The organism is Streptomyces sp. NPDC051207, from assembly GCF_040682395.1.
Classification (GTDB): Bacteria; Actinomycetota; Actinomycetes; order Streptomycetales; family Streptomycetaceae; genus Streptomyces.
Map to the genome: position 1 here is coordinate 146,987 of NZ_JBFBAX010000010.1, position 18,259 is coordinate 165,245.

Annotated in this window: 21 protein-coding genes; 15 read left to right on the top strand and 6 right to left on the bottom strand. The window is 71.9% G+C overall.

All coding sequences use genetic code 11. The features are described from left to right. Positions 1 to 224: 224 nt before the first annotated feature. The 5 genes from AB0M97_RS13205 to AB0M97_RS13225 form a co-directional block, all read right to left on the bottom strand. Positions 225 to 1,910, bottom strand: a complete 1,686-nt coding sequence (locus AB0M97_RS13205) for a glycoside hydrolase family 18 protein (protein ID WP_365960914.1) — start codon at positions 1,908 to 1,910, stop codon at positions 225 to 227. A 237-nt stretch (positions 1,911 to 2,147) separates the two neighbouring features. Further along, a complete protein-coding gene (locus AB0M97_RS13210) occupies positions 2,148 to 2,591 on the bottom strand; it encodes a hypothetical protein (RefSeq protein ID WP_365960915.1) in 444 nt (147 codons plus the stop codon). After that, positions 2,591 to 2,797: a hypothetical protein gene (locus AB0M97_RS13215; protein ID WP_365960916.1), complete on the bottom strand. Its 207-nt coding sequence runs from the start codon at positions 2,795 to 2,797 to the stop codon at positions 2,591 to 2,593. Before AB0M97_RS13215 ends, AB0M97_RS13210 begins: the two co-directional genes overlap by 1 nt. 2 nt (positions 2,798 to 2,799) lie before the next feature. Beyond that, positions 2,800 to 3,381, bottom strand: a complete 582-nt coding sequence (locus tag AB0M97_RS13220; RefSeq protein ID WP_365960917.1) for a hypothetical protein — start codon at positions 3,379 to 3,381, stop codon at positions 2,800 to 2,802. 20 nt (positions 3,382 to 3,401) lie between these two features. Further along, positions 3,402 to 4,964 (bottom strand): hypothetical protein, encoded by a 1,563-nt coding sequence (locus tag AB0M97_RS13225; RefSeq protein ID WP_365960918.1) that lies wholly within the window; start codon positions 4,962 to 4,964, stop codon positions 3,402 to 3,404. A gap of 375 nt (positions 4,965 to 5,339) precedes the next feature. Between AB0M97_RS13225 and AB0M97_RS13230 the strand changes: the two genes are divergently transcribed. From AB0M97_RS13230 to AB0M97_RS13300, 15 genes are all read left to right on the top strand, one after another. Continuing rightward, positions 5,340 to 6,221, top strand: coding sequence for a hypothetical protein (locus AB0M97_RS13230; RefSeq protein ID WP_365960983.1), 882 nt, complete (start codon positions 5,340 to 5,342; stop codon positions 6,219 to 6,221). Between the two features lie 69 nt (positions 6,222 to 6,290). Beyond that, a complete protein-coding gene (gene cpaB, locus AB0M97_RS13235) occupies positions 6,291 to 6,998 on the top strand; it encodes a Flp pilus assembly protein CpaB (RefSeq protein WP_365960919.1) in 708 nt (235 codons plus the stop codon). 9 nt (positions 6,999 to 7,007) lie between these two features. After that, positions 7,008 to 8,261 carry an AAA family ATPase gene (locus tag AB0M97_RS13240; protein WP_365960920.1) on the top strand — a complete coding sequence of 418 codons (1,254 nt, stop codon included), beginning with the start codon at positions 7,008 to 7,010 and terminating at the stop codon, positions 8,259 to 8,261. Beyond that, positions 8,258 to 8,698 carry a pilus assembly protein gene (locus AB0M97_RS13245; protein WP_365960921.1) on the top strand — a complete coding sequence of 147 codons (441 nt, stop codon included), beginning with the start codon at positions 8,258 to 8,260 and terminating at the stop codon, positions 8,696 to 8,698. The genes AB0M97_RS13240 and AB0M97_RS13245 overlap by 4 nt, the downstream gene beginning before the upstream one ends. Then, positions 8,695 to 9,075 carry a TadE/TadG family type IV pilus assembly protein gene (locus AB0M97_RS13250; protein ID WP_365960922.1) on the top strand — a complete coding sequence of 127 codons (381 nt, stop codon included), beginning with the start codon at positions 8,695 to 8,697 and terminating at the stop codon, positions 9,073 to 9,075. Before AB0M97_RS13245 ends, AB0M97_RS13250 begins: the two co-directional genes overlap by 4 nt. Before the next feature lie 25 nt (positions 9,076 to 9,100). Beyond that, positions 9,101 to 10,438, top strand: coding sequence for a CpaF family protein (locus AB0M97_RS13255; protein ID WP_365960923.1), 1,338 nt, complete (start codon positions 9,101 to 9,103; stop codon positions 10,436 to 10,438). Between the two features lie 11 nt (positions 10,439 to 10,449). Beyond that, on the top strand, positions 10,450 to 11,394 hold the full coding sequence (locus AB0M97_RS13260; protein WP_365960924.1) for a type II secretion system F family protein: 945 nt from the start codon (positions 10,450 to 10,452) through the stop codon (positions 11,392 to 11,394). Between the two features lie 22 nt (positions 11,395 to 11,416). Further along, on the top strand, positions 11,417 to 12,304 hold the full coding sequence (locus AB0M97_RS13265) for a DUF5936 domain-containing protein (protein WP_365960925.1): 888 nt from the start codon (positions 11,417 to 11,419) through the stop codon (positions 12,302 to 12,304). 83 nt (positions 12,305 to 12,387) lie between these two features. Next, complete coding sequence (locus tag AB0M97_RS13270; protein ID WP_365960984.1) at positions 12,388 to 13,950, top strand: histidine kinase; 1,563 nt, start codon at positions 12,388 to 12,390, stop codon at positions 13,948 to 13,950. A 20-nt stretch (positions 13,951 to 13,970) separates the two neighbouring features. Beyond that, positions 13,971 to 14,867, top strand: coding sequence for a response regulator transcription factor (locus AB0M97_RS13275; protein WP_365960927.1), 897 nt, complete (start codon positions 13,971 to 13,973; stop codon positions 14,865 to 14,867). A gap of 151 nt (positions 14,868 to 15,018) precedes the next feature. Next, positions 15,019 to 15,252, top strand: a complete 234-nt coding sequence (locus tag AB0M97_RS13280; RefSeq protein ID WP_365960928.1) for a hypothetical protein — start codon at positions 15,019 to 15,021, stop codon at positions 15,250 to 15,252. Next, on the top strand, positions 15,252 to 15,863 hold the full coding sequence (locus AB0M97_RS13285; RefSeq protein WP_365960985.1) for a pilus assembly protein TadG-related protein: 612 nt from the start codon (positions 15,252 to 15,254) through the stop codon (positions 15,861 to 15,863). The genes AB0M97_RS13280 and AB0M97_RS13285 overlap by 1 nt, the downstream gene beginning before the upstream one ends. A 35-nt stretch (positions 15,864 to 15,898) precedes the next feature. Continuing rightward, positions 15,899 to 16,477 (top strand): hypothetical protein, encoded by a 579-nt coding sequence (locus tag AB0M97_RS13290; RefSeq protein WP_365960929.1) that lies wholly within the window; start codon positions 15,899 to 15,901, stop codon positions 16,475 to 16,477. Positions 16,478 to 16,484: 7 nt separating this feature from the next. Beyond that, positions 16,485 to 17,132 carry an OmpA family protein gene (locus AB0M97_RS13295; RefSeq protein WP_365960930.1) on the top strand — a complete coding sequence of 216 codons (648 nt, stop codon included), beginning with the start codon at positions 16,485 to 16,487 and terminating at the stop codon, positions 17,130 to 17,132. A 38-nt stretch (positions 17,133 to 17,170) separates the two neighbouring features. Then, positions 17,171 to 17,704: a hypothetical protein gene (locus AB0M97_RS13300; RefSeq protein WP_365960931.1), complete on the top strand. Its 534-nt coding sequence runs from the start codon at positions 17,171 to 17,173 to the stop codon at positions 17,702 to 17,704. 30 nt (positions 17,705 to 17,734) lie between these two features. On the opposite strand, the gene AB0M97_RS13305 is transcribed toward AB0M97_RS13300, so the two are convergent. Continuing rightward, complete coding sequence (locus AB0M97_RS13305) at positions 17,735 to 18,133, bottom strand: DUF192 domain-containing protein (protein ID WP_365960932.1); 399 nt, start codon at positions 18,131 to 18,133, stop codon at positions 17,735 to 17,737. Between the last annotated feature and the right edge of the window lie 126 nt (positions 18,134 to 18,259).

Here is an 18,259-nt window from a genome sequence, read left to right on the forward strand (position 1 = left end):
CCGGGGCGGGCCTCACCCCAGGCTCTGCCACGCCCGGTCGAGCGCGATCCCGCGCAAGTGCGCCCTGCTCGGCGCGGGGGCGTCCCGGGTGGCGAGGCGGGCCCCCTCGCTCGCGCCGGCCATGGACTGAAGAACGCCGGACGGGCAGGGAGCGAACGCCGGACGGGCAGGGAGGGCCGCCGCTGCCGCGGGACCGTCCCTGCCCGTCACCGGGTCCGCCGCCGTTACGGCAGCGCGTGCACGTGCGGGCCCACCGCGTTCGACCACGCGTTGCCGGCCGTCGCGTCCCAGTTGGTCGACCAGGTCATCGCGCCCCGCAGGTCGGGGTACGTCCGCGACGGCTTGAAGGTGCCGCAGTTGGTGCCCTTCGTCAGGCAGTCCAGGGCGGCGTTCACCACGGACGGCGCGACGTACCCGCTGCCCGCGCCGCGCGTCGACGCCGGGACGCCGATGCCCACCTGGGACGGGGCGAGGCCGCCCTCCAGCTGGATGCAGGCCAGGGCCGTCAGGAAGTCGACCGAGCCCTGGCTGTAGACCTTGCCGTCACAGCCCAGCATCGAACCGCTGTTGTAGTACTGCATGTTGACGACCGTGAGGATGTCCTTCACGTTCAGGGCCGTCTGGAAGTAGGAGTTGGACGTCGACTGCATGTCGATCGTCTGGGGGGCCATGGTCAGGATCATCGACGGGCCCGCCTTCGCGGACAGCGCCCGCAGCGCCTGCGTCATGTACGTGGCGTTGAGGCCGTTCTCCAGGTCGATGTCGACGCCGTCGAAGCCGTACGTCTGCATCAGGCTGTGAACGGAGTTGGCGAAGTTCGTCGCCGAGGCGGCGTCGTTCACCGCCACGGTGCCCTTCTCGCCGCCGACCGAGATGATGACCTTCTTCCCGGCCGCCTGCTTGGTCTTGATGTCGGCCTTGAACTGGTCGACCGTGTAGCCGCCCAGGCCCGCCGAGTCCAGGTTGAAGGTCACCGCGCCCGGCGTCGGCGTGGCGTCCGCGAAGGACACCGCGATGATGTCGTAGTGGTTCGGCACGTCGGTGAGCTTCTGGACCACCGCGCCGTTGTTGAAGTTCTGCCAGTAGCCCGTCACCACGTGCTTGGGCAGCGTCGTGCCGCCCCCGCCGTCCTGCCGGGGCGCCGTACGGGCCGTCACCGCCGCCGACTTGGCCGACTCGCCCGCCGCGTTGCTCGCGGTCACCTGGAAGCTGTACGACGTCGCCGCCGCGAGGCCCGTCACGGTCGCGGAGGTGCCGCTCACCGCCGTCACCTTCGTGCCGTCCCGGTACACCGTGTAGCCCGTCGCGCCCGCGACCGTGTTCCAGGCCAGCGAGACCGAGGAGGACGTGGTGCCGGAGACGGCCAGGCCGGCCGGGGCGCCCGGCACGGCCGGGCCCTGGTCGGTGCCGCCGCCCCCGTCGGGGCCGAACACGGACACGTCGTCCACGTAGTAGGCCGCCTGGCCGTACCAGCCGTGCGTGTAGAGCGTGACCGAGGTGGTGGACGCGCCGGTCGTGAAGCGGGTGGTGAGCTGCTTCCAGGACGAGGAGTCCGGTGTCCAGGTCGACACGTCGGTGGTGCCCGTCCCCGTGACGCCGAGGTAGGCGTACCCGCCCTGCACCCACGCGCTCAGCGCGTACGAGGAGTTGGGCTTGACGGCGACCGTCTGGCTGCACCGGGCGTTGTCCTGCCCGGCCGGGGTCGCCTTCAGCGCGGCCGTGCCGCCGTGCACCGGGGAGGAGACCGTCGTGCCGCTGCTCGCGGAACAGGTCCAGTTGCTCAGGCCGGACTCGAAACCGGCGTTCTTGGTGTTGTTGACGTCCGCGGCGGACGCCTGGCCGGCGCCGGCGAACGACAGGGCGAGGGCGGCGAGCGCGGTCGCCGCCCAGAGCCGTCGGCGTCCGGGCATGCCTGGTGCGCGGTCCACTGGTGCCTCCGGTGGTGGGGGAGAAGGGAGGAAGGAAGGGCGGGCGGGAGGGAGGGAGGAAGAGAGGAGGAGCAGGCGGAGAAGGGGGCGGGCGGTGGCCACCGCTGGAGGTACAAGTTGGTCCAGACCAATTCAACTGTCAAGGGGTCCCGACCAAATCGCAGGTCAACCCGCCCGGTTCCACGGCACCTTGCGCACCGGCGGAGCCCTCTCTGCGGCCTACTCCCGCCCCTGCCTCCACGCGTCCAGCAGCATCCCCGCCGCGCACCCCGCCAGCACCACCGCCGTCGACATCCAGAACGCCAGGCTCGTGAACCCCGTCCGGTCCCACCGCAGCGACAGCGTGAGCACCTGCGCCGCGGCCGGGACCGCGCACCCCGCCACCGCGTGCCGCACCGGCACCCCGCGCCACGGCTCCGGATGCGCCCGCGCCGCCGCCCACGTCGCCAGCACCACGCAGACCAGGTTGGGCAGATGCACCAGCGCGAGCGCCGCGCCGAACGAGCCGACGCCCCGCGGCCCGACGAGATAGCCGTACACCACGGTCATCTGCGCGTACTCGGTGAACACCAGGACGAGTACGCCGACCGCCCACGCCCGGACCAGGGCCGGCGTCGGGCCCGAGGTCGTCCCCGCCCGCGGGGACGTGCCGTACGGCGGCATCAGCAGCCTCCCAGGATCTCGTGGCCGAGCAGGGTCGCGAGGCCCAGCGCCGCCATCCCGCAGCCCGCGGTCAGCGCCAGGGCCGCCACCACCGGGGACACCCCGCGCCGCAGCGCCCGCGCCACCGTCACCAGCCGCCGCGCGCACGTCACCGGCAGCGCGGCCGGCAGCACCAGGAGGACGCGGCCGGCGCCCGGCACCGCCACCTCTAGTGCACCTCCACCGATTCGACGATCCGCGCCAGGTCCGCCTCGGACAGCTCGCCCCCGGCCGCGTCGACCCGCACCGCGAACGCCGTGTCCGTGGAGTCCAGGCCGGTGAGGATCACGCCCTCCACGGGGGTGCCCTTCGGCGGCCCGCCGTCCTCGCCGGTCGCCTCGAAGGAGAAGTCGATCCGCTTCGCCTCGTCCGTACCGGCCAGTTCCACGTCCGTCTGCCCCTCGACGTCGGCACCCATCTGGATGCCCGCCTCGGCCGCGACGGCCGCGCGCTCGGCCGAGTCCGCCCGCGTGAAACCGAGCTGCACGGTGATCACCGACACGGTACGGCCGCCCTCCGTGCGCCCGGCCGCCGCCGCGTTGTGCTTGCCGCGCCGGGCCGCTCCCCACTCCTCGTAGCCCTTCGGGTACGACACCGAGACGCCCTTCGTCTCCAGCGTTCCCCAGCCGTCGGGCACGGAGCCGGAACCGGAGCCGGACGGCGAACTCCCGCAGCCGGCGAGGCAGACGCAGCAGGCGAGCGCGAGGGCGGTCAGCGGGCCGGCGGCCAGGTGCGTGCGGCGCGTCTTCATCGTGACGGCTCCTTCCCCGATCAGTTCGCACAGTAGCTGTAGGGCACGTAGGAGCGGCCGTTGCCGTGCGGGGCGCCCAGGAACTCCGCGCCGGTCAGGGTCTCCGCCTTCTGCTCGGTGCTCACCGACAGGCCGAGGCTCATGCCCAGGTTCAGTTCGAAGCCGTACTCCGCCGCGTTCACCTCGCCCGTGTACGTCATCCGGCTGGACTGGCCCTTGTCGAACAGCAGCCGGCCGAACGGGTCGTCCGCGCCCGGCCGGGCCGTCGGCGCGTGGTCGTCGAACATGTACTGGAACGGCGTCGCCACCTGCTCGTTGGCGCTGTCCAGCCACGCCTCCGCGACCGCCCGGTCCGCGTCGCCCTCCGGACCCGCCGGGAAACTCACCGAGTGGGCGACGATCTCGATGCCACTGGCGCTGTCGGTGCCCTTCACGCTGCCGCTGCCGCCCCGCTTGTCACCGCCCGATCTGCCGTTGTCACCGCCGACCTTGGCGCCGTCCCGCCGGCCGCCCTCCTCGACGGTCCGGGTCATGTCGACGCGCACCAGCTTCCCGGTCGCCTTGTCGTACGTGACGGTGATGGTGCCGGTCTGCTTCGTGTTCGCCGTGAACTCGCCGCCGAGCGGGCCCGCCTCGTAGCCCGCCTTGGTGCCGTACTCGATGGACGACGCGTACGTGTACGACTTGGTGTCGGCGTGGGCGTTGTCCGTCCAGGTCACCTCGGGCGCGTACCGGAAGCTGCCGCCGAGCGCGGCGCTCAGCTTCTTCTCGTCGGCCGCCGAGATCCTCAGACCGGCGGACGCCGACGCCTCCAGGCCCACCTTGCCGTAGGTGATCTTCCGGTCGCCGCCCAGGCCCTTCTCGACGCGCTCCCGGGTCTCCTCCTCGTCCTTGAGGGGACCGGACCCGAACAGGTACAGGATGCTCTCGCCGACGCTCGCCTCCGCGCCGCCCGGCATCGTGCGCCGCATCTCGTACATCTGGAGCTTTTCGATGTCGTCCCGGAAGCGCTGCGCCTCCTGCGGGCTCTTGAAGACCCACGTGTCGCCGTTGGTCACCTTGACGCCGAGCCCCAGCTCGACCTTGTCGGTGCCGAACCGGCCCACCGTCATCCCGGGCCTGAAGTCCTTCTTCGCGGCGACGGACGCGGTGTCCGTGAAGGTCAGGTAGACCATCTCGTCCTTGTCGTCGACCCGGCCGTCGCCGTTGACGTCCGTCCTCGCCTTCAGGTGCTGCTCCTGGAAGCCGTACTCCTTGCCGATCTCCCAGAAGAAGACCTTCGCCTTGGAGCCCGCCTTGTCGGTGACCGAGGAGACCTGGCACAGCGACGGTTCGAAGTCGGCGTCGGCCAGCGGCTTCCCCCGGTCCGCGGCGCCGGTCCCGCAGTCGCCGCCGCCGGCGACCTTGCAGATCTGCGCGGCGATCTCGTCGTGGATCAGCTGCCCGAGCCCGGTCGCGGAGATGCCGAGCACGACGGCCGCGCTCACGACCACCATGCCCAGGTACTCGGTGCCGGTGGCACCCCGGTCGCCGAAGTCGCGTCTGTGGTGGCCGTACGTTCGTGTGCCCCCGCCGCCCGTCACACGGCACCCCTCCTCGCGCAGTGGCCTCACCTGTGTGGACGGCGAGAGTAGGCACGGGCGGCCGCGGGCGGCGTGGGCCCGAGGGCCCAAAGGGAGGCCCAGCGTCAACGCGGCGCACGGGACCCACACCCGGCAGACGCCCGGTCCGGCCGGCGAGATGCTCAACCTGCCCCGGTTTGCCTCCTCTTGTGCGATGCCAGTTCCGTTCCAGCTACACAAACGCTGTTCTCCGGTCACAGAGCCGTGGATACAGTGCTGAGGAAGTCACGCAGTGAAGTCACCGGGCTGCGTCGGAGCGACACGCCGACGGGCCGCCGGGCATGGGGAGACGGGGAGCCGCGCGTGCCAACTGCCATTGCCGTGACCAGCGCCGACATGGCGCTGCCACCGCAGGACGACCGGACGGTGCCCGCCGTCGTGCTGCACGACGTCGACCGGCGCCCGCTCGACCACGTGCTGTCCGACACCCAGGTCCTGCTCGACCAGTACGGCCATGTCGTCGTCGTGTACTCGGCGGCCGTGCGGCCCGCGGTGGAACGCCGGCTGCGTACCGTCCGGTCCCTGCTGGAGAGCGACCGGATAGCCCTGTTCCGCCCGGACCTGCCGCCGCTCGGCGTCGCCGTCCTCGCCCGCCAGCTGCGGCAGCTGGCGTCCTGCGACATCAGCCCCGGCGTCCTCGCCTCCGCCGGGCGGCTGCTCACCCACTACATCCACGCCGGGGCGCTGCTGGGCTCCGTCGCCCGGCTCGACCGCATCCCCGTCACCCTCAAGTCGCACGCCCGGTCCTGGGTGCCCGGCAGCCAGTTCGCCGTCCTCGCCCACCCCGAGCCGCAGCTCGTCCGCCTCGGCCCCGAAGCGGTCCTGCCGGGCCCGGAGTTCGGCACCTGGATGCTGGTCGGCAAGGGGCAGCTGCAGTCCGACTGGGTCACCGGCACCCTCGCCACGTCCTGGAACGTGCAAGGGCTGCGCGAGACGGCCCTGCCCGCCGAGTCCGCCCGCTGGTGGGGCACCGGCAAGCTGATCGAGTTCGCCGGATTCCTGCCCGACCTGTCGGTGCTCTACCAGCTCGTCACGTCGGTGCGGCGCGGCGTGTGCCACTGGTGCGGCATCGACGTCATCGGCGACCGCTGCGTCTTCTGCTCCGCGACCCCGCCGGACCACGGCCCCCGCACGGACCACGGGCCGGACCACGGACCGGAGAACCGACCGGACAACCGACCGCAGAACCGACTGGAGCACCGAACGCCCGCCGGCTGAGCCCGCCCCGGCCCCCCACCCCGACCGCCTCCCGCTCGACCGATATCCCCCAATGAGGTTGCACGGTTCATGAACTCCCGTCAGCGCCGCGGCGTGATACTCCTGCTCCTGTCGGTGGTCTGCGCCCTGGGCGCCTTCGCCGGCGTGCTCTCCGTCATCAGCGACGTGAAGTCCAAGGTCGGGCCGGAGGTCACCGCCTACCGGCTGAAGGCCGACGTGGCGCCCTACACGACCCTCAGCACGGGCCAGTTCGAGAAGATCGAGATGCCCGAACGGTGGCTGTCGCAGAACGCCGTCACCGACCTCTCCCAGATCCGCGGCAAGATCGCGGTGACCACCCTGCGGGAGGGCTCCCTGCTGCAGAGCGACATGATCGTCGACCGGCCCGCGCTGCGGCCCGGCCAGCAGGAGGTCGCCATCATGGTCGACGCGGCGACCGGTGTCGCCGGCAAGATCACGCCGGGCTCCACGGTCAACGTGTACGCCACCTTCGAGGGCGAGCGGGAGGGCGCCCCCTCCCAGTCGAAGATCATCGTGACCAACGCCAAGGTCCTCGACGTCGGCGAGATCACCGCCCTGGACCCCGAGGAGAGCGACCGCACGCAGGAGCCCACCGACGCCGTCCCGATCACCTTCGCACTGTCCACCCTCGACGCCCAGCGCATCACCTACGCGGAGTCGTTCGCCCAGCGGGTCCGGCTCGCGCTGGTCGCGCCCGGCAGCGACACCACCGTCCCCGACCGGGAGCGGACGTACGAACTCGCGAAGGACAAGTGAGAGGCCCGCATGCCCACGAGGATCCTCCCGGCAGTCGGTGACGCGGACGCGGTCCGGTCCCTCACGACGCTGCTCAGCCAGCTCCCGGACGCCGAGCCGGTGGCCCCGGTCGTGGACTCCACGCAGCTCGTCGACACCCTCGCGCGGCTCGCCGCCGAGTCCGTGGACGAGCTGCCCGAGGTCGTGGTGGTGCACGAGCGGATCGGCCCCGTCCCCGCGCTGGAACTGGTCCGCGAAGTCGCCCTGCGCTTCCCGGCCGTCGGCGTCATCCTCGTCACCTCGGACCCCAGCCCCGGCCTCTTCCAGGCCGCCATGGACTACGGTGCCCGGGGCCTGGTGGCCCTCCCGCTGAGCTACGAGGAACTCGCCAGCCGCGTCCAGGCCGTCGCCCAGTGGTCGGTGGGCGTACGCCGCCACCTGGGCACCGGGGGTGATGTGTTCACCGGCGCCGGCGGCACCGTCGTCACCGTGTGCGGCGCCAAGGGCGGCGTCGGCACCACCCTCACCGCCATCCAGCTCGCGCTCGCCGCGCAGACCTCCGGGCGCGGCACCGCCCTGGTCGACATGGACCTCCAGACCGGCGACGTCGCCTCCTACCTGGACGTCCAGTTCCGCCGGTCCGTCGCCGACCTGGCCGCCATCACCGACATCTCCCCGCGCGTCCTCGCCGACGCCGTCTTCCGCCACGACTCCGGACTCGCGCTGCTGCTCGCCCCCGGCGAGGGCGAACGCGGCGAGGACGTCACGGACCGCGCCGTCCGCCAGATCGTCAGCGCCCTGCGCTCCCGCTACGACGTCGTCGTCATCGACTGCGGCGCCCAGCTCGGCGGGGCCGGTGCCGCCGCCGTCGAGATGGCCGACACGGCGGTGCTGGTCACCACGCCGGACGTGGTCGCCGTACGGGGCGCCAAGCGGACGGTGCGGATGTGGGACCGGCTGCAGATCCGCAAGGCGGAGGAGACCACGATCGTCGTCAACCGCCACACCCGGGCCACCGAGATCCAGCCGCCCCTGATCCAGAGGATCACCGGCACGAACGTCGCCCGCACGGCGGTCCCCGCCAACTTCAAGGAGCTCCAGGGCGCGGTCGACGCGGGCCGCCTGCACGAACTCGACAGCAAGAGCACGGTGAAGCAGGCACTGTGGGGCCTCGCGGGCGAACTCGGACTGGTCAAGCCCACCGAGGGCGCCCAGAAGGGTGGCAGGCTCCGGGGCGACCGGGGCGCGGTGAACCTGCGGCGGCGCAGGGAGGCGGGCGGATGAGCGGCATGCGGACGAGGGGCGCGGGGGCGGACGGCGGGCGCGTGGACGGCGTGCGGCCGCGGAGCCCGTGGCGCGACCGCGGGCAGGTCACCATCGAGTTCCTCGGCATGACCCCGACCATCGTCGTGACGCTGGTGGCGCTGTGGCAGGCGGTCCTCGTGGGGTACACCTTCACCCTCGCGGGGAACGCCGCCGACGAGGCGGTACGGGCGGGCACGGCGGCGGAGTCCGGCCGGTCGGGCAAGTGCACGGCGGCCGGGCTCGACAAGCTGTCGAGCGCGTGGAGGGACGGCGCCGACGTGAGCTGCACCACCGGCAACGGCTACGTCACCGCCGACGTCAGCCTCAAGGTGCCCGTGCTGTTCCCGGGCACGATCGACTTCCCGTTCACGGTCAAGGGGCACGCGGGGGCCGTCGAGGAGGCGACACGGTCATGACGTACCGCCGAAGGGACGGCGGCCCGCGTCGTGCGGGTGGCCGGGACCGGGGGCAGGTCGCCCTCGAATACCTGGGCTTCCTCCCCGTCCTGCTGATCGTCGCCCTGGCGGCGGTCCAGCTGGGCCTGATCTCCTACGCCGCCCAGCAGGCGGGGACGGCCGCGCGGGCCGGGGCGCGCAGTGCCTCGCTGGACGGGCCGTACGCCGCGGACTGCCAAGCGGCGGTGAGCGGCTGGGTGTCGGCCCGGATGCAGTGCGCCCGCGCGGACCACGGCGACGAGGTCACCGTGACCGCGACCGTCGACATCCCCTCCGTGGTCCCCGGCTGGGACTTCGGCCCGGCGCGCAAGACCGCCACGATGCCGCTCGACCACTGACCGAGCAACGAGGAGCACCCACGCCATGAGCCTGCGGGCACGCATCAACGCCCCCGAGGAGAACGGCAACCGGGGCGAGGACGGCCACCTGGTCGCCTCCTACCGGGCCAAGCTCCTGGAGGAGATCGACCTCGCGGAGATGAGTTCGCTCGCCGCCGCCGAGCGACGGGTCCGCCTGGAGCGCGTGCTCGGGCACATCATCAGCCGCGAGGGCCCGGTGCTGTCCACGGTCGAGCGCTCCCAGCTGATCCGCCGGGTCGTGGACGAGGCCCTCGGCCTGGGCATCCTGGAACCCCTGCTGGAGGACGCCTCCATCACGGAGATCATGGTGAACGGCCCGGACGCGATCTTCGTGGAACGCGGCGGCCGGGTCGAGCAGCTCCCGCTGCGGTTCGCCTCCAACGACCAGCTGATGCAGACCATCGAGCGGATCGTGTCCACGGTCAACCGCCGCGTGGACGAGTCCAACCCGATGGTCGACGCCCGCCTGCCGTCCGGCGAGCGCGTCAACGTCATCATCCCGCCGCTGTCCCTGACCGGCGCCACCCTCACCATCCGCCGCTTCCCGCGCTCCTTCACGCTCCAGGAGCTGATCGGGCTCGGCTCCGTGGACGAGCACATGGTGTATCTGCTGACCGGGCTGGTGCAGGCGAAGTTCAACGTCATCGTGTCCGGCGCCACCGGCACCGGCAAGACCACCCTGCTGAACGCCCTGTCCGGCCTCATCCCCGAGAGCGAACGCATCATCACCATCGAGGACTCGGCCGAACTCCAGCTCCAGCAGGCGCACGTCATCCGCCTGGAGTCCCGCCCGCCCAACGTCGAGGGAAAGGGCCAGGTGACCATCCGCGACCTGGTGCGCAACTCCCTGCGCATGCGCCCCGACCGCATCGTCGTCGGCGAGGTCCGCGGCGGCGAGTCCCTGGACATGCTCCAGGCGATGTCCACCGGCCACGACGGCTCCCTGGCCACCGTGCACGCCAACAGCGCCGAGGACGCGCTGATGCGGCTGCAGACCCTGGCCTCCATGTCGGACGTGGAAATCCCCTTCCCCGCGCTGCACGACCAGATCAACAGCGCCGTCGACGTCATCGTGCAGCTCACCCGATTCGCGGACGGCGCCCGCCGCATCACCGAGATCGCCCTGCTGGAGAGCCACGGCAGCGAGCCGTACCGGCTGGTGACCGTCGCCCGCTTCAACGCCCGGCCGATGGCCGCCGACGGCCGCATCCACGGCGCATTCGCCTACTACCCGCTGCCGCGCCGCACCGCCGACCGGCTCTACATGGCGAGCCAGCCCATCCCCCAGGCCTTCGGCGTCGCCGAGTCGGCGGACCAGCTCACCACCCGAGAAGCCAGGTAGGTGCCGCCCCCATGGACTTCCAGACCCTCGTCACCCTCACCACCGGCATCACCCTGCTGACCTGCGTCCTCGCCGTCGCCGGACTGCACCTCTACGCGCAGGGCAGGGCCCAGCGGCAGGCCCTCGTGGACCGCCTGTCGGCCACGGGCCAGACCCCGGCCGGCGGCAGGCGCCGCAACTTCGCCGGCCTGGACCGCCGACTGCGCCGCACCAAGGCGGGCAGGAACCTCGAACTGCGGCTGGCCGCGACCGGTCTCGACGTCACGCCGGGCGAGTTCTTCGTCTGCATGCTCGCCACGGTCGCCGGCCTCTGGCTGGTCGGCCAGGCCACCCTGGCGCCCTTCTTCGGCCCGCTGGCCGGCCTGCTGGGCATCTGGGTGGCGCTGCAGTTCCTCAACTGGCAGCGCCAGAAACGCATCGAGAGGTTCATCAACCAGCTCCCGGAACTGGCCCGCATCCTCGCCAACGCCACCCAGGCCGGCCTCGCCCTGCGCACCGCGATCGGCATGGCGGCGGAGGAACTGGAGGCCCCGGCGGGCGAGGAACTCGGCAAGGTCGCCGACCAGCTGGCCGTCGGCGCCTCCCTGGACGACGCCCTCGGCGAGCTGGCGGCACGCCTCCCGTCCCGCGAACTCGTCGTCCTCGTCACCACCCTCGTCCTGTCCAACCGGGCGGGCGGCCAGGTGGTGAGCGCCCTGCGCAACCTCACGGAGACGCTGGAGGAACGCAAGGAGACCCGCCGCGAGGTCCGCACCCAGCTGTCCCAGGTGACCATGACGTCGTACGCCGTCCCGGTCCTGGGCGTCGGCTCCCTCTTCCTCATGAACGGCGTGAAGGACGGCGCCCTGGAACGCATGACCGGCTCGGGCTTCGGCCAGGCGGCCGTGATCATCGCGTTCTCGCTGTACGCCGTCGGCTTCGTCCTCATCCGCCGCCTGTCCCGCATCGACGTCTGAGCAGCAGAGGGGAGATCGAGTCATGGCACTGGTGCTGGCCCTCCTCATGGGCCTCGGCGTCTGGGGCGTCTTCGCCGGCATCCGCATGTACCGGGCGGAGGCCAGACTCCCCGGCGACCTGATGCTCGCCCTGGAGGTCGGCGCCACCCGCACCGGCGCGGTGGACTCCCTGGTCGACCGCCTGGGCATGCGGTACGCGCCCGCCGTCCTGCGGATGATGGGCCCCAAGCAGGTCGCCAAGTACCGCCGCAAGATCGACCTGGCGGGCAACCCGGGCGGCCTGACCATCGACCGCTACGCGGCCCGCCGGGCGGTCTACGGCTTCCTCGGCGGCTTCGGCGGTCTGGTCTTCCTGATGCGCGGCGACATCTTCGTGGCGCTGCTGCTGCTGGCCTTCGGCGCGTTCTGGACGGAGGTGGGCATCTGGGCGGCGATCCGCATCCGCAAGGACGAGATCGAACGCACCCTGCCGGACTTCCTCGACGTCCTCGCGGTCGTGGTCAGCGCCGGGCTCGGCTTCCGCCAGGCCCTGGACCGCGTCGCCTCCAAGTACGAGGGCCCCTGGGCGGACGAACTGCGCATCACCCTGCGCCAGATGGACCTCGGCATGAGCCGCCGCCAGGCCTTCGCGGAACTGCGCCGCCGCAACGACTCCGAGCAGGTCGCCATGTTCGTCACCGCCCTCCAGCAGGGCGAGGAACTCGGCGCGCCCATCGTCGACACGCTGGTCGCCCTGGCGAAGGACATGCGCCGCACGGACGCCCAGAACGCCCGCCGCAAGGCCGCCCGCGCGGTCCCCAAGGCCACGATGATGATCACCACGTTCATGGTCCCGGCCACGATGCTGCTGCTGGGCGCCGGCCTGATCCTGGGCTCCGGCACGGACTTCGGCACGATCACGGGGGAGTGAGCGGAGTGCGGGGACTGCGGCAGGACACGCGGGGTGGGACCGGCGGGGCCGAGGCGACGGACCCGCCGACCACCCGCACCCGCCTGCTGCGCCGCCGCCCGGCCCCGCCGGAAATCACCACACCCCCGACGGGCACGGTCCTCCCGCCCCACACCCGCACGGGCGCCCCGGACATCCCGGTCACGACGGCGACACCGGCGCTGCCGCCGGGGTGGGTGGCGGCGGAGGCAGCCCGGACCGAGGCGGTCACCGGCGGCGGAGCCGGGGCCGGGGACGACGGGAGGAAGGCCACCGAGGGCGCCGAGCCGCCGCTGGGCCCACCCGCACCCGAGGCCGACGAACCCCGCACGGCCGGCGCAGACGGCAACCCCCTCCCGGCCGAAGACCGACCCGTCCCCACACCCACCGCATCCCCCACCATCCCCATCCAGGTCAACGCCCTCCAGGCCATGTGCCGCCAGGTCTTCGGCTTCCGCCTGGCCATGATCGCCCTGGCCGCCCCCGCCGCCCTCCTGAACGCCAACCCGGGCCTCGGCACCCGCCTCGTGGGCACGGCCGTAGTCGTCACCTTCATGGCCTCCTACGCCCTCTTCAGGGACTGGGAACGCTTCGGCCCCCTCCTCCTGCGCCACCCCACCCTCCTGGTCCTGGACACCCTCTTCGGCTTCCTGCTCCTGGTCTCGGCGGGCCCGGACACCACCCTCGCCTACGTCAGCGTCTGCACCCCGCTGCTCGCCGGCCTCGTCTACGGCTGGCGCGGCGCCGCGGCGTTCGCCTCCCTCCAGGCCCTGATCCTCCTCCTGGTGTACGCGACGCTGGAGAACCCGGACCCGAGCATCGCGGAGTCGTCGCTGCTCCCCGGCCTGTGCGTGATCGCCGGCGCCGTGGGCTCCAGCCTGCGCGGCCTGATGCTCCGCTTCGGCGAGGCCACCCAGGCCCTGACGGCGGTCCAGGCCCGCCTGGCGGTCACGGAGGCGGTGAGCGCCGAACGGGCCCGCCTGGCGCGCGAGATGCACGACTCGGTGGCGAAGACCCTGCACGGCGTGGCCCTGCTGGCGGACGGCCTGGCCGGCTCGGCGGACGGCGACCGCATGAACCCGACCCTCATCCAACAACAGGCGGAACTCGTCGCCCGCTCGGCCCGGCGCGCCGCCGCGGAGTCCCGGGAACTCCTCTCCGACCTGCGCCGCGAGTCCGACCCCACCCACGCCACGGACGTCCCGGCCGAACTGGCCGCCCGCACCGCCGACTTCACGGCCCGCACCGGTGTCCCGGCCACGTACCACCCCACCGGCGGCCGGCCCGTACCGCCCGTCCCCCCGGCCGTCGCCCGCCAGCTCCTGACCATCGCCACGGAGGCCATGGAGAACGCCCACCGCCACGCCGGAGCCACCCACGTGGACGTCAGCGCCGGCGTCCACGGCGACCTGCTGCGCGTCAGCGTCTACGACGACGGCCGCGGCCTCCCGCCCGGCACGACCCTCGAACAACTCCGCCGGGCAGGACACTTCGGCCTGGTGGGCATGGTGGAACGGGCGGCCTCGGTGGGCGCGCGCATCCGCATCGGCCGCGGCACGCACCCCCGGGGCACGGAGGTCCGCCTGGAACTCCCCCTCGCCGCCCTGACCACGCGACCAGCCCCATGACCAGGAGAGGAGGCAGCACCATGCCGGACCCGACACTCCCCCCGCCCGGCGGCGAGCACCCGCCCCCCAACCCCTTCGCGGACATCCCGCCGCGACCCCCGCTGCGGGTCGTGGTGGCCGACGACAACCCGGTGGTCCGCGCGGGCCTCACCGCCCTGCTCTCCGGCCGCGAGGACATCACGGTCGTCGCCGAGGCAGCCGACGGCCGTGAGGCCTACGACGCCGCCCGCGCCCAGCACCCGGACGTCGTCCTCCTGGACGTCCGCATGCCCGGCGTGGACGGCATCTCGGCACTGCCGTACCTGGTGCGGATCGCCCCGGTGATGATGCTGACGTACAGCAGGGAATCGGAGATCGTCCAGGAGGCCCTGCGCAGGGGAGCGGGCGGCTACCTGGTCCACGGCGAGTTCACGGTGAACCAGCTGGTGGCCGCGGTGAGGGACATCAAGGAAGGCAGGCCGCACTTCACGGCGACGGCGGCGGGGGCGTTGCTGGCGCAGTTGAGGGATGCGAGTGCACACGGGAAAACGGAGGCAAAGGGTGGCCACTCCCCTCATGAACAACCGCTCAACTCAGGCTCTTTGACACCACTCCACGTATCACCGCCACCCATTTCTACGGAAAACCTTTCGCAGGTGCAACCATCTGTGGGACAGTCGTCGTCTGGGTGGACAGGTGGCCGTCCGGCCGCCCCCGACAGGTCGCGTCACCAACTGAGCACGAGGGAGGCGGAGATCATGGACCTCATCGCGTCCGGGATGAACAACCAGCAGATCGCCGCCACGTGCTTCATCAGCGAGAAGACGGTGAAGAACCACATCAACCGCATCTTCGCCAAGCTCCACAGCACGAGCCGGGCCGAGGCGGCGGCCAAGTGGCTGGGCACGGCGCCGGGCTCCGGCCGAGGGGTGGGGTGAGGCCGGATGACCGCCGGGCAAAGGATGACGCGCTGCGACTGGGCCCCGGCTTGGGCCCGCGATTGGGCCCAGGGACCCTCTGCGCGCCAGGACGCCCCGCCGTACGTTCCTCCTGTCGAGAACGGCACCGCTGAACCCGGAGGGGAACACCATGAGCGACCTGATGCTGAAGACTGCCGTTGCGACCAAGGTGCGCGTGAACGGCTGGAAGAACACGACGGTGGCCGCCATGCAGCGCCGGGCCGGCGACAAGGGGCAGACGGCGGTGGAGTACCTGGGCATCATCGCGGTGGTCGTGGCGATCGTGCTGGCGATCACGGGTACCAACATCGGTCAGACGATCCTCGGCAAGATTCAGGCGCAGATCGCCAAGGTCGCTCCTTGATCCGACTCCGCCGGTACGGCGACGCAGGGCAGGTCTTCCCCATCTACATCACCGTGGTGGGGGGCCTGCTCTTTCTCGCGTTCGCGTACTTCGCGGTCGGTCAGGCAGCGGCGAACCGGAACGGCGCCCAGACGGCCGCCGACGCGGCGGCCCTCGCGGCAGCTCAGGAGAGGCGGGACCAACTCGCCGGCGCCTGGGTGCAGAACGTGCTCGATCCGGGCAAGTGGCAAGACATCTTCGACGGCATCTTCGACGGCAGCCCGGGTGGGGTGCCGGTCTCCCCGTGCGGTCGCGCCGCGCACCTCGCGGCGCTGAACGACGCGCGCCTGGACGGCTGCGATCCTGGGATCCTGCGCTTCACGGTCGAAGTCGAGACGAACAAGACCGTCGGAGATTCGATCGTTCCCGGGACGGAGGAGCGGCGGGCGGACGCGACGGCCACGGCCGTGGTCGAACCCCGCTGTGGGGTCAGGCCCCCGGCCGAGGACGCTCCCGAGGAAACACTGCCACGACTGTCCTGCAAGGGCGGCAAGGACTGGGACCTCGATCCGGACGATCTCACGATCCTGCCTAAACCCGAGGACCTCTTCGACGTCCACCTGGCCGACTGAACAAGCGAACGACGAGTGGAGAAGGAAGCAGAGAGATGAGCATTCGGTTCACTGCGAAGGCCCGCAGGGGGATGGTCGCCTTGACCGTGGCGGCCGGGCTGGCCCTCGGTGTGGCCGGTTGTGGCGGCGGCGACAAAGACACGGCGAGTCCCACGGCGTCGGCCTCCTCCCCTGACAGGGGACCCAATCCGAGTGCTCAGGAGGGGAAGTCCGAGGCACCCTTGGCGGAGCTCAAGGGCATCGAGGGCTTGTTGCTCCAGATCACCTCTGCTGAGAGGGACGCGGGCGGATTCATCACCGTGAACGGCACCGTGAAGAACGACGGTGCCAAGTCGGTGGTGATTCCGCCCCAGACGAGCGGTGACGAGACCGAGGTCATCAAACACGGGCCCTCCCTTGGCGGCGCCACTCTCATCGATTCCAAGGGGAAGAAGCGCTACTACGTGCTCCGCGACACGGATGGGCGTCCACTGACCAGCACCGGCCTGGGCAATCTGGAAGCGGGACAGACGCTGCCGGTCTTCATGCAGTTCCCCGCCCCACCGTCCAGCGCGACCGAGGTCGACCTTCAGGTACCGACCTTCAGCAGCGGCACCCTCAAGATCTCCGGGTGAGGCGGCCATGACCCGTACGCACACCCGAACGCCGTATCCACGCCTCGGCCTCGTCGTCACCGCAGCCACGCTCATGGTCGCCACCAACCTCTACGGCGCTGTGACGGCCCACGCCGACGAGAGCCCCGGCGTCCCCCCGGGCTCCCAGGCCTCCGCCGCGGCACCTGTCGAAGTCGACCGCAACGACCCCGACCTCAAGCTCCCCGAGGGCTCCACCCTCGCCGCCCCCAAAGTCCTCGACATCAAATCCGTCGTCGAAGACCAAAGCGGCGACGAGCGTCGTGAGGACACCAACTCGGACGTGAAGTTCGCGCTCCAGGCCGAGGTGCTGTTCCCCAAGGACAGCGCGAGGCTCAGTGGCGAGGCGAGGGCGCGCATCTCCACCATCGCCCTGGAGATCAAGACGCAGAACGCGACGAGGCTCCGCGTCTTCGGCTTCACGGACAACCTCGGCTCCTCCGCCCACGGCGACGTCCTGTCCAAGCAGCGCGCCGACGCCGTACAGAAGGTGCTGGCCCAGGAACTGAACGACGCCGACATCACCTACGAGGTACGCGGCTACGGCGAGCAGTACCCCATCGCGGACAACTCGTCGGAATCCGGCCGGAAGAAGAACCGCCGCGTGGAGGTCTCCTTCCCACGCGGGGCAAGCTGACGGAACGGACAGCCGCACACACACGAGGACGGGGAGCCATGGCATCGACAACCACCGCACGGACGGCGCTGGCGGCGCTGACCGTCGTGGCAGTTCTCACCTCCGCCGCCGGCTGCAGCAGCGACTCGGACGACCCCGATGCCGCAGCCGGCCCCCCGTCCACCAGCCCGGCACCGACCACCACCAGACCGGCGACCTCCGTCCCCACCCCCGCGGTCACCGCGGCGGACGGGACGGACACCGCCGCCTGCGAGGACGCCAACTGCGAAGTCGCCATCACGGAACCCGTCACCATCCGCTTCAAGGGCCCGGACGGCAGGGCAACCCTCTCCGTCACGAAGATCGGCCCCAACGAGGTGGAGTACACCGTCAAGTCGGGCAACGGCCGCTCCAAGGGCGCGGCGAGCGGCCCGGGCCACGGATGCACCACCTTCCTGTACAGCAACAGCTCCGGCAACTCCTGCGGAGGCGGCCTGGGAGGCACCCGCCCGAGCCCGCAGCCCGGCGCGGTGGTGATCCAGATGACGGGCCACGAGGACGGTACGGCCCTGCTGCACATGGTGTCGCCCTGATCCCGCGTTCCCCGGCGCCGGGCGGGCGGGTCACTCCGCGCCGGCCAGCACCTCCACCCGCACCCCCGCCTTCAGTCCCCACCCCGCCATGACCCCCGCCCCCGCCTCCAGCACGTGCCGGGCGCGCGGCCGGGGCAGGCCGAGCCGGCCCGGCCGCATGGTGCGTACGGCGATGACCTCGAAGTGCCGGTCGAGGTAGGCGACGTCGATCGGGATGCGCATGCGGAAGGTGTGCACGCTGTTGGCGGGGGTGAGGAGCAGCGCCCCGTCGACGCAGTCCCGGCCCAGCAGGCCCTTCGTACGCGCCCGGTACGAACTCGCGATCTCCAGCGGCACCCGCACCGGCGCCCTCGCCGGAGTCCCCGCACCCGGTCCCGCCCCCTCCCCATGCACGACCAGCTCCCCCCGCCCGTCCCGCCACCGCCCCATGCCGGCACCCCTCCGCTCCGTACGTCACGAGCAACCACTGTGCCCCAAGGGGCCCCCGCACCGAGGCGCGTCGTCCCCCGGCCCGGAAATCCTGTTGTTCCCCTCCGCCCCACCCCGATAGGAACA

Excerpts from the sequence above, each read along its gene's own strand:
- AB0M97_RS13255 (WP_365960923.1), top strand. The coding sequence starts at position 9,101 with ATGAGCCTGCGGGCACGCATCAACGCCCCCGAGGAGAACGGCAACCGG.
- AB0M97_RS13280 (WP_365960928.1), top strand. The coding sequence starts at position 15,019 with ATGAGCGACCTGATGCTGAAGACTGCCGTTGCGACCAAGGTGCGCGTG.
- AB0M97_RS13290 (WP_365960929.1), top strand. The coding sequence starts at position 15,899 with ATGAGCATTCGGTTCACTGCGAAGGCCCGCAGGGGGATGGTCGCCTTG.
- AB0M97_RS13305 (WP_365960932.1), bottom strand. The coding sequence starts at position 18,133 with ATGGGGCGGTGGCGGGACGGGCGGGGGGAGCTGGTCGTGCATGGGGAG.
- AB0M97_RS13250 (WP_365960922.1), top strand. The coding sequence starts at position 8,695 with ATGACGTACCGCCGAAGGGACGGCGGCCCGCGTCGTGCGGGTGGCCGG.
- AB0M97_RS13265 (WP_365960925.1), top strand. The coding sequence starts at position 11,417 with ATGGCACTGGTGCTGGCCCTCCTCATGGGCCTCGGCGTCTGGGGCGTC.
- AB0M97_RS13245 (WP_365960921.1), top strand. The coding sequence starts at position 8,258 with ATGAGCGGCATGCGGACGAGGGGCGCGGGGGCGGACGGCGGGCGCGTG.
- AB0M97_RS13220 (WP_365960917.1), bottom strand. The coding sequence starts at position 3,381 with ATGAAGACGCGCCGCACGCACCTGGCCGCCGGCCCGCTGACCGCCCTC.
- AB0M97_RS13240 (WP_365960920.1), top strand. The coding sequence starts at position 7,008 with ATGCCCACGAGGATCCTCCCGGCAGTCGGTGACGCGGACGCGGTCCGG.
- cpaB (WP_365960919.1), top strand. The coding sequence starts at position 6,291 with ATGAACTCCCGTCAGCGCCGCGGCGTGATACTCCTGCTCCTGTCGGTG.
- AB0M97_RS13295 (WP_365960930.1), top strand. The coding sequence starts at position 16,485 with ATGACCCGTACGCACACCCGAACGCCGTATCCACGCCTCGGCCTCGTC.
- AB0M97_RS13230 (WP_365960983.1), top strand. The coding sequence starts at position 5,340 with ATGGCGCTGCCACCGCAGGACGACCGGACGGTGCCCGCCGTCGTGCTG.
- AB0M97_RS13205 (WP_365960914.1), bottom strand. The coding sequence starts at position 1,910 with ATGCCCGGACGCCGACGGCTCTGGGCGGCGACCGCGCTCGCCGCCCTC.
- AB0M97_RS13260 (WP_365960924.1), top strand. The coding sequence starts at position 10,450 with ATGGACTTCCAGACCCTCGTCACCCTCACCACCGGCATCACCCTGCTG.
- AB0M97_RS13300 (WP_365960931.1), top strand. The coding sequence starts at position 17,171 with ATGGCATCGACAACCACCGCACGGACGGCGCTGGCGGCGCTGACCGTC.
- AB0M97_RS13275 (WP_365960927.1), top strand. The coding sequence starts at position 13,971 with ATGCCGGACCCGACACTCCCCCCGCCCGGCGGCGAGCACCCGCCCCCC.
- AB0M97_RS13210 (WP_365960915.1), bottom strand. The coding sequence starts at position 2,591 with ATGCCGCCGTACGGCACGTCCCCGCGGGCGGGGACGACCTCGGGCCCG.